At 72.8% G+C, this 13,895-nt stretch carries 10 protein-coding genes; 2 read left to right on the top strand and 8 right to left on the bottom strand.

What is annotated here, in order from left to right; genetic code table 11:
- The first annotated feature begins 80 nt into the window (after positions 1-80).
- Positions 81-1,628 carry an alpha/beta hydrolase gene (locus ACWC94_RS10575; RefSeq protein WP_450796133.1) on the top strand — a complete coding sequence of 516 codons (1,548 nt, stop codon included), beginning with the start codon at positions 81-83 and terminating at the stop codon, positions 1,626-1,628.
- A gap of 553 nt (positions 1,629-2,181) precedes the next feature.
- Positions 2,182-3,498, top strand: a complete 1,317-nt coding sequence (locus ACWC94_RS10570; RefSeq protein ID WP_450796132.1) for an alpha/beta hydrolase family protein — start codon at positions 2,182-2,184, stop codon at positions 3,496-3,498.
- 154 nt (positions 3,499-3,652) lie between these two features.
- On the opposite strand, the gene moeZ is transcribed toward ACWC94_RS10570, so the two are convergent.
- From moeZ to ACWC94_RS10530, 8 genes are all read right to left on the bottom strand, one after another.
- Positions 3,653-4,831 carry an adenylyltransferase/sulfurtransferase MoeZ gene (gene moeZ, locus ACWC94_RS10565; protein WP_450796131.1) on the bottom strand — a complete coding sequence of 393 codons (1,179 nt, stop codon included), beginning with the start codon at positions 4,829-4,831 and terminating at the stop codon, positions 3,653-3,655.
- Positions 4,832-4,894: 63 nt separating this feature from the next.
- The gene (locus ACWC94_RS10560; protein WP_450796130.1) at positions 4,895-5,644 is read right to left on the bottom strand and encodes a spherulation-specific family 4 protein; all 750 of its coding nucleotides are present in this window, start codon (positions 5,642-5,644) and stop codon (positions 4,895-4,897) included.
- A complete protein-coding gene (locus tag ACWC94_RS10555) occupies positions 5,632-6,591 on the bottom strand; it encodes an NAD-dependent epimerase/dehydratase family protein (RefSeq protein ID WP_450796129.1) in 960 nt (319 codons plus the stop codon). Before ACWC94_RS10555 ends, ACWC94_RS10560 begins: the two co-directional genes overlap by 13 nt.
- A gap of 376 nt (positions 6,592-6,967) precedes the next feature.
- Complete coding sequence (locus tag ACWC94_RS10550) at positions 6,968-8,074, bottom strand: hypothetical protein (RefSeq protein ID WP_450796244.1); 1,107 nt, start codon at positions 8,072-8,074, stop codon at positions 6,968-6,970.
- A gap of 218 nt (positions 8,075-8,292) precedes the next feature.
- Positions 8,293-9,999: a DUF3492 domain-containing protein gene (locus tag ACWC94_RS10545; protein WP_450796128.1), complete on the bottom strand. Its 1,707-nt coding sequence runs from the start codon at positions 9,997-9,999 to the stop codon at positions 8,293-8,295.
- A 201-nt stretch (positions 10,000-10,200) separates the two neighbouring features.
- A complete protein-coding gene (locus tag ACWC94_RS10540) occupies positions 10,201-11,811 on the bottom strand; it encodes a dipeptide ABC transporter ATP-binding protein (protein WP_450796127.1) in 1,611 nt (536 codons plus the stop codon).
- Positions 11,808-12,806 carry an ABC transporter permease gene (locus ACWC94_RS10535; protein WP_450796126.1) on the bottom strand — a complete coding sequence of 333 codons (999 nt, stop codon included), beginning with the start codon at positions 12,804-12,806 and terminating at the stop codon, positions 11,808-11,810. Before ACWC94_RS10535 ends, ACWC94_RS10540 begins: the two co-directional genes overlap by 4 nt.
- Positions 12,803-13,894 (bottom strand): ABC transporter permease, encoded by a 1,092-nt coding sequence (locus tag ACWC94_RS10530; RefSeq protein ID WP_450796125.1) that lies wholly within the window; start codon positions 13,892-13,894, stop codon positions 12,803-12,805. The genes ACWC94_RS10535 and ACWC94_RS10530 overlap by 4 nt, the downstream gene beginning before the upstream one ends.
- Position 13,895 lies beyond the last annotated feature (1 nt).

Below are 13,895 nucleotides of genomic sequence, written 5' to 3'. Positions count from 1 at the left end.
TCCCGCACGGCGGGGCGTGCCCGTACCTCGTACGGCCCGCGCCCCGCGCGCGCCTCGGCGTACGCCCCCAGGATGGGAGCATGGCGAACCCCTACCGGCCGCACGCCGCCGCCCTGACCACCACGGCCGTGCTGCTGGCCGCCCTGCTGGCCGGATGCGGCGACGGGACCCGGCACGTCGGCGACCTCACGGCGCAGAAGCTGGACTGGAAGGACTGCCCCGCTCCGTCCGAGGCGGAGGGCGGCGGCAGCGCTCCCTCGCCGCTGCCGAACGGCACCACCTGGCAGTGCGCCACCATGCAGGCGCCCCTCGACTGGAACAAACCGAAGGGCGACACCATCGGCATCGCCCTGATCCGCGCCAAGGCCAGCGGCCCCGCGGACAAGCGGATCGGCTCGCTGGTGTTCAACTTCGGCGGCCCCGGCGGCAGCGGCGTCAGCACGCTGCCCGCGTTCGGCGCCGACTACGCCACTTTGGGCACGCGTTACGACCTGGTCAGCTTCGACCCGCGCGGGGTCGGCCGCAGCAAGCCGGTGAAGTGCGAGAGCGACGCCCAACTGGACGCGTACTTCCAGCAGGACGCGACCCCGGACACGAGCGCCGAGCGCACCGCGCTCCTGGAGCGCACCAAGCAGTTCAACGCCGCCTGCGAGAAGAACTCCCAGAAGATCCTGCCGCACGTGGCGACCACCGACGCGGCGCGCGACATGGACCTGATGCGCCAGGTCCTCGGCGACGCCCAGCTGCACTACTTCGGCATCTCCTACGGCACCGAACTGGGCGGCGTGTACGCCCATTTGTTCCCCAAGCACGTCGGCCGGGCCGTATTCGACGCCGTCGTCGACCCCACGCAGAACCCCGAACAGAGCGCGGTGGGACAGGCCAGGGGCTTCCAGCTGGCGCTCGACAACTTCGCCGCGGACTGCACCTCGAAAACCACGGAGTGCCCGATCGGCGACACCGCCCAGGACGTGAAGAACCGCATCGCGAAGCTCCTGAACGACCTGGAGAAGAAGCCGATCCCCGGCATCACGCCACGGCAGCTGACCCAGACCGCCGCGACGAACGGCATCGCGCAGGCCCTGTACTCCAAGGACTTCTGGGAGTACCTCACCGAGGGCCTGGAGCAGGCCTACGAGGGCGACGGCAAGATCCTGATGCTGCTGTCCGACTCGTTGAACGGCCGCAGCGAGAACGGCGAATACAGCAACATCACGGCGGCGAACATCGCCATCAACTGCGCCGACGACAAACCCCGGTACACCGCCGACTACGTCCAGCAGAAGCTGCCCGAGTTCCGCGCCGCATCCCCGCTGTTCGGGGACTACCTGGCCTGGGGCATGGTCAGCTGCACCGACTGGGCCGTGCCGGGCGCCGCCGACCATCCCGACGTCAGCGCGGCCGGCTCGGCGCCCATCCTCGTCGTCGGCAACACCGGCGACCCGGCCACACCGTACGAGGGCGCGAAGAAGATGGTGGACGCGCTCGGCAAGGGCGTCGCCGTCGAGCTGACGTACAAGGGCCAGGGACACGGCGCGTACGACAGCAAGAACAAGTGCGTGCAGAGCGCGGTCAACGACTACCTGCTCAACGGCAGGGAACCGAAGACCGGCACGGTCTGCTCCTGACCTCTCCGCGGAGCAGGAATCTCCGAGTGCCGCATCACCGCCGAGACAGATCGCACCAGCAAAGGCATGGTCTTGGCTCTGGTGGTGCGCAGCCGTTCGACCTGCCATACGGACGCGGGGAGCGGTGATCCCGCCCCGCCCGACCTCCCTGAAGATCGGCGGAATGGTGAGCCGTGGAAGGCGCCTGTACAGGTCTTCTGTGGGGACGGTCGGCTTCGGTGGCCGAGGTGACCCGCAAGATCACCGAAGCCCTCGGCTCCGCCCGACGGGATGGAGGGCCGGGACCGGGCGGGCGTGCACCGCGAGAGCGACCGCTCCTCGCTGAGCAGAAACCCGACGGGACGCGTATGTGTCAGTGCACCACTGTCCGCTGGGGCGCTTGTGAAGTCGCATTCGCAAAACGGCTGGGAGGCGCCGCCGGCGGCGTGGATCCCCGCGCTGCTCGTCAGCCGCCGCAGCGGTACGGTGTGCGGCATTTCGATCGCCCGTTCTGCGATCGCTGAACCAACAAGGGGGTTCCATGAAACACCGCCGCCCGCGCCACCGTCGCAGAGTGCTCGCCAGAGCGGTCGGTACGGCGGGTGCGCTGGCCGTCGCGCTGGGTGCAGGGATGACGCCGGCGATGGCCGCCGGGACGACGTCCGGCAAGCCTGCGGCCACCGGGTCCTCGCCCGACCAGCCCGACCCGAAGACGCCCTGGGCGCCCGAGAACGACGAGGCGCCGCTGCACCACAAGCCCGTCCGCCCTAACGCCCTCACGTCCGGCCGCACGGACCCGTCCGGTCTGCAGCTCACCATGCCCGCGCCGGCCGGGCAGTACAGCGTGGGCATGGTCGGCCTGCACCTCGTCGACAAGTCCCGTACGGATCCGTACGTCCCCGGCGGCACGCCTCGCGAGGTGATGGTGTCGCTCTGGTATCCGGCGACCGCCACGTCCGGGCACTACCAGGCGCCGTGGATGCCGTCGATCTCCGGCGCCCACTTCCTCGCCACCCGGGGACTGTCGCCGCAGCAGGTGACGCTGCCGAGGACCGCGGGCCACGTCCTCGCCCCGGTGAACACCAAGCTCGGCAAGCTGCCGGTCCTGCTGTACTCGACCGGGCTGCACTCGGACCGCGCGATGGGCACCGCGCTCGCCCAGGATCTCGCCAGCCGCGGCTACCTCGTCGTCACCGTCGACCACACCCACGACGCCAACGAGGTGCAGTTTCCCGGGAACCGGCTCGAGGTCAACACCATGCCGGCCGGCGCCCACTCCTCCGACACGCTGAAGGTGCGCGCGGCCGACATCCGGTTCGTCATCAACCAGCTCGGCACGATCAGCAAGGGCGGCAACCCGGACCCCAGCCACCCCACGCTCCCCACCGGGCTGTCGAAGGCCGTGGACATGTCCCGTATCGGGATGTTCGGCTGGTCGCTGGGCGGCGCCGCGGTCGACACCTCCATGCAGCTCGACCACCGTATCGCCGCCGGCGCCAACCTGGACGGCCAGTTCTTCGGGACGGCGCCGAGCAAGGACCTGGACCGCCCCTTCATGCTCTTCAGCTCCGGCACCCACAACCGCAACAACGACGGGTCGTGGCGCACGCTGTGGTCGCATCTGAAGGGATACCGGGTCGACATCCAGCTCCATGGCGCGGCGCACCTGTCGTTCAGCGACAACGAGTGGATGGTGCCGCAGGAGGCGGGCCTGCTCGGGCTCTCCCAGGCTCAGCTGCAGCAGCAGTTCGGCACGATCGATCCCAACCGAGCGGTCAAGGTCCAGTCCACCTACCTCGCCGCCTTCTTCGACCAGGAGCTGCGCGGCAAGCACAGCACCCTGCTGGACGGCCCGTCCAGGAGCTATCCGGAGATCTCCTTCGTCCGCTGACCGGACGGTGACACCTCCCTGACGCGCGCCACTGGCGCGCGTCCTGGGCCGTCCGAGGCCACCCGGCGTCGACCGACAACGACCGAAGCCCACGGCATCCGAGCAGTTCAGAGCCGTGGGCTTCGTCAGTCCCGCTGGTCGGCGGAACCGGTGATCAGTAGACCGGCTTGTGCGGTTCGATCTGGTTGACCCAGCCGATGACGCCGCCGCCGACGTGGACGGCGTCGGCGAAGCCCGCGGACTTCAGGACGGCCAGGACTTCCGCACTGCGGACACCCGTCTTGCAGTGCAGGACGATCTTCTTGTCCTGCGGCAGGCCCTGCAGAGCGGTGCCCATGAGGAACTCGTTCTTCGGGATCAGCTTGGCGCCCGGGATGGAGACGATCTCGTACTCGTTCGGCTCGCGGACGTCGATGATCTCGATGCTCTCGCCCTCGTCGATCCACTCCTTGAGCTGCTTCGGAGTGATCGTGGAGTCGGCCGCCGCCGCCTGGGCCTCCTCGGAGACGACGCCGCAGAAGGCCTCGTAGTCGATGAGCTCGGTGACGGTCGGGTTCTCGCCGCAGACCGCGCAGTTCGGGTCCTTGCGGACCTTGACCTGGCGGTACTGCATCTCCAGGGCGTCGTAGATCATCAGGCGGCCGACCAGCGGCTCGCCGATGCCCGCGAGGAGCTTGATGGCCTCGTTGACCTGGATGGAGCCGATGGACGCGCACAGCACGCCCAGGACGCCGCCCTCGGCGCAGGAGGGGACCATGCCGGGGGGCGGGGGCTCCGGGTAGAGGCAGCGGTAGCAGGGGCCGTGCACGGACCAGAAGACGGAGGCCTGGCCGTCGAAGCGGTAGATCGAACCCCACACGTACGGCTTGTTCAGCAGCACGCACGCGTCGTTGACCAGGTAGCGGGTCGCGAAGTTGTCCGTGCCGTCGACGATCAGGTCGTACTGGCTGAAGATGTCCATCACGTTGTCGGCTTCCAGCCGCTCCTCGTGAAGGATCACGTTCACGTACGGGTTGATGCCCTTGACCGTGTCACGCGCGGACTCGGCCTTGGAGCGGCCGATGTCGGACTGGCTGTGGATGATCTGGCGCTGCAGGTTCGACTCGTCGACCTCGTCGAACTCCACGATGCCGAGGGTGCCCACGCCCGCGGCGGCCAGGTACATCAGCGCCGGCGAGCCCAGACCGCCGGCGCCCACGCAGAGCACCTTGGCGTTCTTCAGCCGCTTCTGCCCGTCCATGCCCACGTCGGGGATGATCAGGTGGCGGGAGTACCTGCGGACCTCGTCTACGGTGAGCTCATCGGCTGGCTCGACCAGGGGTGGCAGCGACACGGGGACTCCGTTGGTCGGTCAAACAGTACGGTTGTTCTTCCCGTAACACTGCCACGGCCTTTTTCATTCCGAGACACCCGTTCCGATACGCGAGACGATGTCGTCCCAGTAGCCGGGCATCGTCTCCCAGGGGTCGGCGCGCCCGCCGTGGTCCGTGCGGTCGGTGAAGTAGATCGTCGCCGCTCCCTGCCAGCGGGCGATGCGCAGCGCCTCCTCCAGATGACCGCGGGGCACGCCGTGCACGAAGTGGCAGAAGCGGTCCGGCGGATAGTCGGCGGTCCACTCGGCGACCTGCGACCAGCGGTAGTCGGACCAGGAGCCGGAGAAGGTGACCAACTGGTCGGCGTTCTCGGCATAGCCGGGGTACGGGTGGCTGCCGTGGCCGAGGACGACGTGCGCGCTGTCACTGATCGCCCGCAGGGTGGTGACCGCGCGCCGGACCTCGGGGAGCGCCGCGCGGTCGGTCGGGCAGCGGTCCAGCAGGAAGCCGTCGACGCGGTACCAGTCGAGGTGGCGGTGGGCGTCGGAGAGCAGGTCGGCGAAGGCGCGGGCGCCATGGGTGAGGTCCAGGTGGCCGAGGATCCGTACGCCGGCGCCGCGCAGCCTGCCCGCCGCTTCCAGGCAGTGCGGGTCGGGGCGGGTGCCCGGTCCGGCGGCCACGTTGAGGACCACCCAGTCCAGGGGGGTGCCGGGGCGGGCGAGTTCGGCCCACTGGGCGGGGGCGACGAGCGGGTGGGCGTAGCCGGGGACACCGAGGGCGGTGCGCAGGCCGGTGCTCGGGGCGCCTGCTGTGGTGCTGGTCAGATGCGGCATGCCGCCTCCATCCAGATGTCGGCCAGGGACTCTTCGAGGTTGATGCGGGGGCGCCAGCCGAGCCGGTCGCGAGCGGTGCGCACATCGGCCTGCTGCCAGCCGCCGCAACCGTCCGGGTACGGGTAGGCCACCGGTGCCGCGTGGTCGGAGTCGGGCCGGGGATGGCCGATGGCGCCGCGCAGCGGGCCGGGCGGGGCGTCGAGTTCGTGCAGGGCGCCGCCGTATCCGGCCACGCGCGCGAGGACGGCGGCGGCGTCGCGCAGGCGGACGGCGCGGCCGGAGCCGATGTTGATGACGCCCTGCGCGGCGGAGAGCGAGGCGGCGTGCACGGCGCGGGCGACGTCGCGTACGTCGACGAAGTCGCGCTGGGCGCCGAGGCCGCCGAGCTTGAGTTCGCCGTCGCCGGACTGCATGGCGCGCCGCATGGCCTCGGCGAGCCGGCCCAGCGGGGAGCCGGCCGGGGTGCCGGGGCCGGCCGGGGAGAAGACCCGCAGCACGACGGCGTCCAGGCCGGAGCCGAGGACCAGTTCGGTCGCGGCGAGCTTGCTGACGCCGTACGGGCCGCCGGGGCGCGGTACGGCGTCCTCGGCGGTGGAGGAGCCGGGCTGGCTCGGCCCGTACTCGGCGCTGCACCCGATCTGCACCAGGCGGGCGCCGCAGCCGCTGCGGCGCAGGGCCTCGCAGACGGTGGCGACGGCGACGGTGTTGTGCCGGGTGAGTTCGCGGGCGCCGCCGCGGATGGCGCCCGCGCAGTTGATGACGACCCCGGGGTGCACCGCGTCGAGGAACCGGGTGAGTGCCCCCGGACTGCCGGTGGCCAGGTCGAAGCGGACGTCGGCGTCGTCACCGCGGCCGAGCGCGGTGAGCTGGACGGCCGGGTCGGCGAGCAGGCGGTCGGCGACGAACCGGCCGATGTATCCGTTGGCTCCGATCAGCAGGACCCTCATCGGACGGCTCCCGGGGTGTGCGCGCCGGCCTGAGCGGCGATACCGGCGTGACGGGCGGGGCCTGTACGACCTGCGGGTCCTGCGTGACGAACGGGCCCGGCGGGATCGCCGTGGCAGACGGGATCCGCCTGGCCCGTGGCCGCGCTGCCCCAGGACTGTACGGCGGCTCCGCTCGCTCTCACGGTGCCGGCGGATCCGGTCGTTCCCCGGACTCCGGCTCCGGCGGTCCCGGCGGCTCCTGCGCCCGCGGCTGCGGCGGACCCGCCGACGGCTCCGGGGGCCCCGGACGCTCCGGGTCGGGAGGTGGTCATCTGGTGTTCTCCTTCAAAAGGGGTGATGCGGTCGCCTCCGGCGGTCCGGGCCGGTGGCGGGAGGTTCAGTCGGGGGCTCCCGTGGGCGCGTGCGCCGAGGCCCGGGTCAGCGTGCGGGCGGCGTGCAGCAGCAGGGCCAGCGCCGCGGTGCCGCAGGCGAGGGCCGGGACGGCGGCCTCACCCCAGGTGTGCACGAGGGTCCGGACAGGGACCGCCAGGGCGGCGCAGCCGGGCAGTCTTCCGGCCAGCGGCAGGGTGAGGGCCACCACCTCTGTGACCGCGGCGGCGCCGAGCACCACGGCCGGGGCATGCCGGTGGTGGTGCGCGGTGAGCAGGCGGGCGAGCAGGAGCAGCGCGCCCAGGGCGAGGGTCTGCGGGAAGGCCGCGGGTTCGCGCAGGACGGTGCCGCACACCAGGAGCAGCGCGGTGAGCGCGCCGAGGAAGAGCACGACCGTGCCGCACAGCAGCGGTCGGGCGGCGGCCGTGAAGTCCTCCAGGCCCCGGCTGCCGGTGAGCCTGCGGCGGGCGCCCGCGGTGAGCAGGTGGGCGCACCAGGCGGCCGGGGCGCAGGCCAGGGTCAGGGCGAGGGCGGGCGCGCCGGCCGTGGGCCAGGGGCCGTCGGGGGTCCCGGTCGGCAGGGCGTCGGGGCCGCCCGACACGACGGCGCGCAGCAGGCCGTCGCCGAGGAGGGCGTACCCGAGGAGCCAGAGCGTCCACACGCGCGTGCCGTGCGCCGCGTGCCACCTGCGCGTGCCGTGCGGCGTCTGGCCCGTGTGCCTGCCGGAAGGGCCGGCGAGGGGACCGCGGCGCAGTGCGGCCCGCGTGGCGAGGGCGACGGTGACGATGCCGGCGAGGGCGACCAGGAGGCGGGGGTGGCCGTGGGTGAGGCGCAGTCCTGCGACGGTGGCCGCGCCGAGGGCGCCGGGCAGGAGGGTGAGCAGGACCCAGTCCGCGCGGACACGGGGTGCGGGCAGCGGTTCGGTCCGGGGGCCGTGCTCACCGGTGCGGGGCACGCGTGCGTACAGCTCCTCGGCGAGCGAGAAGACGTCGCGGTGGCGGAACCGGGCGGCGGTCCGGTCGGTGACGCCGTGCGCCTCGAGCCCGGCGGCGATCTCCAACGGGTCCACGGCCCGCTCGCACAGCTCCCGGTGCCGGTGCAGCAGGGCCTTCACGGGGTCGGCGGCGCCGCGCCGGGGCGCGGCGACGTGCCGCTCGCCCGGCCGGGGGCTGCCCGAACCCTCTTCGCGGGCGGCCGGGTTGCGCCTCTCCCCCGACCGCGCGCCCCAGGGCTCGGTCCCCCTGGGCATCGCCGGCCGGTCCAGCCGGACCGACGTCCCCGCCTCGGCCGGCTCACCCACCACACCCTTCTCGTCCGCGTCCCGTACGCCCATCACGCCCCCTCGGCAGCGGCCAGCGGTGTCGCGCGCACCGGTGGGGCCGTCGCCCAGCCGGGGACGGTCCGGGGCAGGACGCGGGCCGTGGGGCCGGTCCAGCGGCCGGGGACGTGGGATTCGGCGGGGGTGGCGAACGGCCGTGGCTCGCCGGCCTCGTCGAGGACGACCCGGCGTACCGGGCAGTGCGAGACGATCTGCAGGTAGATGCCGTGGAACGCCGCGATGTTCTGCTCGACGGTGAACAGTTCGAGCGCGCGGGCGCGCGCGGCGGCGCCGAGGCGCGCACGGCGCTCGGGGTCGCGCAGCAGCGCCACGCACGCCTCGGCGAGCGCCCGCGGGTTGCGCGGGGGTACGACGAGCCCCGTGCCCCCGATGACCTCGACCACCGCGCCGACGTCGGTGGACACCGTGGCCCGGCCGCAGAACATGGCCTCGATGAGGCCGATCGGGAAGCCCTCGACCACACTGGACAGCACGACGACCGCGCCGGCGGCGTACGCGTCGGGCAGCGTGGGGGCCTCCGGGCCGCCGATCTCCTCGAAGGAGACCGGGTTGTCGCCGACCGAGTGCACCCCTTCGGCCTCGTCCGGGAAGAGCTGCGCGGCGAGCGCCCGGCAGTGGCCGAGGTAGGCCGCGCCCTCGGGGCCGGCGGGTGCGCCGACGATCCGGAGGCGTGCCTTGGGTTCCTCCTTGCGGACCTCGGCGAAGGCGTGCAGCAGCGAGATCAGGTCCTTCGCGGGTTCCACGCGCCCGACCCAGACCAGCGTGTCCGGGTCGGCGTGGTCCTGGGCCTCGCCGACGTCCGTGAAGCGGGCGGCGTCCATCCCCGGGTGGACCGTGCGGATCCGGGCCCGGTCGGCGCCGCACCGTTCCTGCCAGCGGCGGGCGTGGGCGTTGCCGGGGGTGAGGATCTCGGCCCGCCGGTAGACCTCGGTGGCGAGCCGGCCGTGGAAGGCGCCGAGCAGCGCGCGTACGGCGGGGGCGGCGGTGTCGGGGCCGAGGGTCAGGTAGTGCGAGCGGAGGGGGACGCCGTACTCGGTGACGAGCAGCGGTACGTCGCAGAAGTGCCGGGCGAGCAGTCCGGGGAGGGCGGCCGGGCCGCCGGCGGTGGCGTGACAGAGGTCGGCCGCGCCCAGGCCGTCGTCGCCGTACCAGTCGAGGGAGAGGGGCCGCAGGGCGCGTTCGAGGTGTGCGGTGACGGTGAGCAGATCGGGTACGCGCGCCTCGTGCGCCGTGCGCAGCGCGCCGGGGGTGCGGCAGGCGCGTTCGAGGGTGCGCACGGCGGCGTCCGAGCGCAGGGCGCCGACCAGTCCGCCCTTGTCCCGGGCGAGTTCGGCGAGTCCGTACAGCGCGCTGCCGAAACGGTCCGCCAGAGCGGTGGACCCCTCCTCGGAGGCGGCATCGGTGCCGGTCCCGGCGCACACCGCCGCGACCAGTTCGCCGTAGCACTCGGTGAAGCGCCGGCGCGCGCGCCGCCCGTGGGCGACCCCGTCGTCCTCGGCTGTCCACAGCGGCGCCGTACGGACCCCGCTGACCTGCGGTGGGAGCGCGACCCAGCCGTCGTCCTCCTGGCGCCGACTGCGGCTGAGCGCGTAGATGTCGAACTCGTGCTGCTCGAGCCCGCGCACGAGCCGGTCGCACCAGAGTCCGGCGTCACCGCCCACAAACGGGTAGCCACCCTCCGTAAGCAGTCCGATACGCACGTGTGCACCCCCGATCTCCCGTCCGGTGAGCCGCCCCGGTCCCGGCGGCTCGCAGCGGGACGAACGTAAGGGGACAAGGCGGTGGCGCGACGGACGGTTGTCCATCGCGCCACCAAAAGGGGTGAACGGTCGTAACTTTCGCGTGCGGGTCGCGTTCGGTCGCGCTAGGGCCTCACAGCGCGATCAACCGTGCACGAAACGTTACGCCACGGCCGGTTCGCGGCGGGCCGCACGGCGCTGGGCCGCATGTTCCGGGTCGAGGGCCGGTACGGCGGCCAGGAGCTGCCGGGTGTACGGCTCGCGCGGACTGTCGTACACCTCGTCGGCCGGCCCGTACTCGACGACCCGGCCCCGGCGCATCACCGCGACACGGTCGCTCACCTGGCGTACGACGGCGAGGTCGTGCGCGATGAACACCAGCGCGAGGCCCAGCTCCTGCTGGAGCTCGCCGAGCAGCTCGACCACCTGGGCCTGTGTGGTGACGTCGAGCGCGGAGACGGGCTCGTCGCAGACGATGACGCGCGGTTCGGCGGCGAGCGCGCGGGCGATGCCGATGCGCTGGCGCTGGCCGCCGCTGAACTCGTGCGGGTAACGGTCGTAGTGCGCCCTGTCGAGCCCCACGCGCTCCAGCAGTTCCCGCACGCGCCCCTGGATGCGCTCCTCGTCCCGTTCACCACGCGCGCGGAGCGGGTCGGCGATGGACTCGCCCACGCTCCGGCGGGGGTTGAGGGAGGAGACGGGGTCCTGGAAGACCATCTGGACGGCCGGGTTCACGCCGGTGTGCGGGCGGCCCTCGTAGCGGATCGCGCCGGCGGTCGGCTCCAGCAGCCCGACGAGCATGCGGCCGAGGGTGGTCTTGCCGCTGCCGCTCTCCCCGACCACGCCGAGGGTCTCGCCGCGCCGGACGGTCACCGCGACGTCGTCCACGGCCGCGAACGCCCGCTTGCCGCGCCCGAACTCGCGCCGCACGCCGGTGGCCTCCAGCACGACCTCGTCGGTGGCCGGGGAGCCGGTGCGGCGCGCGTCCACGCGCGGGACGGCGTCGAGGAGTTCACGGGTGTACGCCTCGACGGGCGCCGCGAGGACCGTGCCGACCGGGCCGTGCTCGACGGCCCTGCCGTGCCGCATGACGAGGATGTCGTCCACGCTCTCGGCGGCGACGCCCACGTCGTGCGTGACCAGCAGCAGGCCCATGCCGGTCTCCTCGCGCAGGGTGTGCAGCAGGTCGAGGATCTGGGCCTGGACGGTGACGTCGAGAGCGGTGGTCGGCTCGTCGGCGATCAGCAGGTCCGGTTCGCAGGCGAGTGCCATGGCGATGAGCGCGCGCTGGCGCATACCGCCGCTGAACTCGTGCGGGCGGGACCGGGACCGGCGCTGTGCGTCCGAAATGCCCACCCGGTCCAGCACCTCCACCGCACGCGCGCGTGCGTGGCGACGCGACACGCGCGCGTGCACGCGGTAGACCTCGGCGATCTGGTCGCCGATCGCGTAGTACGGGTCCAGCGAGGACAGCGGGTCCTGGAAGACCATGGCGGCCTTGGCGCCGCGCAGCCGCCGCAGCTCGTCGTCGGAGGCGTCCTGTACGTCGGTGCCGGCGACGCGCACCGAGCCGGCGACCCGCGCCCCGGTGCCGCGGTGCAGGCCCAGCAGGGCGCCGGCGACCGTGGACTTGCCGGAGCCGGACTCGCCGACGAGGGCCAGCGCGGCGCCCTTCGCCAGGCTGAAGGAGAGGGAGTCCACGGCCCGCAGCGCACCGAACTCGACGGTCAGGTCCGTGACGTCGACCAGGCTCGTACGTTCGTCCGGGCTCATGTGAGCACCACCCGTCGGTCGGCCACCGCGTACAGGACGTCCGCGACGGCGTTGGCGAGGACCACGAAGAAGCCGATGACGAGGACCATGCCGACGACCACCGGCAGGTCGACGACCTTCACGGCGTGCACCAGCTCCTGGCCGATGCCGGGCAGGCCGAAGAGGGTCTCGGTGAGGACGGCGCCGCCGACGGCCGAGCCGAAGGTGACCGCGTTGAGCGCGATGACGGACGCGGTCGCGCCGCGCAGCGCGTGCCGGACGATCACCGCCCGCTCGCCGACGCCGTACGCGCGGAAGGTACGGATGTGGTCCTCGGCGAGGGTCTCCAGCATCGAGGCCCGGGTGAGCCGGGCGAAGTTGGCCGACTCGATGAGGGCGAGGGAGAGCCAGGGCAGCAGCAGGTTCCAGGCCCACTGCTCGGGGTCGTCGGTGAAGTTCACGTACTGCGGGAAGGGCAGCAGCTGCAGTTCGCCGCAGACGACGATCATCAGGACCAGGCCGATGACGAAGACCGGCGTGGCGACGCCCGCCAGCGTGATCGCGGTGAGCACGCGCTCGCTGAACCGGCCGCGCCGCCAGGCGGAGAGCACACCGGTGCCGACGCCGAGCAGCAGCCAGATCACCATCGCGCCGAGGACCAGCGAGAAGCTCACCGGCAGCTTGGTCAGGATGATGTCGGTGACCTGCCGGTCGGTCTGGTACGACTGGCCGAGGCAGGGCGCCGGGCAGTGCTCGACGGAGGTGCCGGTGGAGAAGTCCTGGCCGGCGAAGAGGCCCTGCAGGAAGTGTCCGTAGCGCACGTACAGCGGGTCGTCGAGGTGGAGTTGCTGGGTCACCTGGTGGACCTGGGCCGGGGAGCAGCGCGGGCCGCAGGTGATCTGGGCGACGTTGCCGGGGGTGACGTAGAAGACGACGTAGATGATCACCGAGAGCGCGAACAGGGTGACCACGGCGCCGAGCACGCGCCGCAGGACGAATCCGGTGAGGCCGCTCATGCCCGGTCCTCCTTCTCCGGTACGGCCGTCTCGGTCTCCGGTACGGCCGTCTCCGTCTTCGGTACGGTCCTCTCCGCCTTCGGTACGGCCTTCTCCGCGCGGGCCTCGCGCTTGCGGCCGGTGCCGACGCGCAGGCGGGAGGCCGCGCGCGGGTCGAGGGCGACGCGGACGCCGTCGCCGAGGACGGTCATCGCGAACACGGTCACGAACAGGGCGCCGGCGGGCAGCAGCAGGTACTGCGGGGCCGCCTGGTACCAGACGTCGGCGGAGGTCAGCATCTGCCCCCAGGACGGCGTCGGGGGCTTCACGCCGACGCCGAGGAAGGACAGGGCCGCCTCGGCGCTGATGTTCGTCGGGATCAGCAGTGCCGCGTAGGTGATGACCGGCGCGGCGAGCCCCGGCAGCAGCTCGCGCACGGCGGTCCGCCAGGTGCTCCAGCCGCTGAGCCGGGACGCGGCGACGTAGTCGAGGTTCTTGAGGGTGAGGGTCTGCGCGCGCACCATTTTCGCGGTCGTGCTCCAGCCGGAGACCAGGGCGATGACGAGGGCCACGAGCACGGGCCGCGGGAAGCCGTTCGGGACGACGGCGAGCAGCGCGAGCGCCATGATCATCAGCGGCATCGAGACGAAGATGTCCGTGATCCGGCTCAGGACCAGGTCGACCCATCGGTTGCCCAGCCCCGCGGCGACGCCCATGAGGACGCCGATGACGACCTGCGCCACCGTCGCCGCCAGCGCCACCCCGAGCGACACCCGCGCGCCGTACACCAGCCGCGCGAACATGTCGCGGCCGGTCTGGGGCTCGACGCCCAGCCAGTGGTCGGCGCTCGTGCCGCCGAAGGAGCCGACGGGCACGCCGCCGCGCGCGGAGTCGATCAGGGACGGGTGGTACGTGGTGGGGTCCTGGCCCTCCAGCGCGGTGAACAGCGGCGCGGCGAGCGCGATCAGGACGAGCAGCGCGACGACGGCCGCGGCGACCAGGGCGGCGCGCTGCGCCCGCAGCCGCCGCCAGAACTGACGTGCCCCCGAGACCGCCGGGACGGCGGTGTCCGCCCCGGCGGTCTCGACGGCGACAAGTGCCCCGCTCACG

This window comes from Streptomyces sp. NPDC001135, assembly GCF_053598395.1.
The sequence above is the reverse complement of the archived record's forward strand: the minus strand, read 5'-3'. Positions and strand labels throughout refer to the sequence as shown.

Bases quoted from the DNA above. Each gene is read 5' to 3' on its own strand.
- ACWC94_RS10575 (WP_450796133.1), top strand. From the start codon at position 81: ATGGCGAACCCCTACCGGCCGCACGCCGCCGCCCTGACCACCACGGCC.
- ACWC94_RS10560 (WP_450796130.1), bottom strand. From the start codon at position 5,644: ATGCCGCATCTGACCAGCACCACAGCAGGCGCCCCGAGCACCGGCCTG.
- ACWC94_RS10555 (WP_450796129.1), bottom strand. From the start codon at position 6,591: ATGAGGGTCCTGCTGATCGGAGCCAACGGATACATCGGCCGGTTCGTC.
- ACWC94_RS10540 (WP_450796127.1), bottom strand. From the start codon at position 11,811: ATGAGCCCGGACGAACGTACGAGCCTGGTCGACGTCACGGACCTGACC.
- ACWC94_RS10535 (WP_450796126.1), bottom strand. From the start codon at position 12,806: ATGAGCGGCCTCACCGGATTCGTCCTGCGGCGCGTGCTCGGCGCCGTG.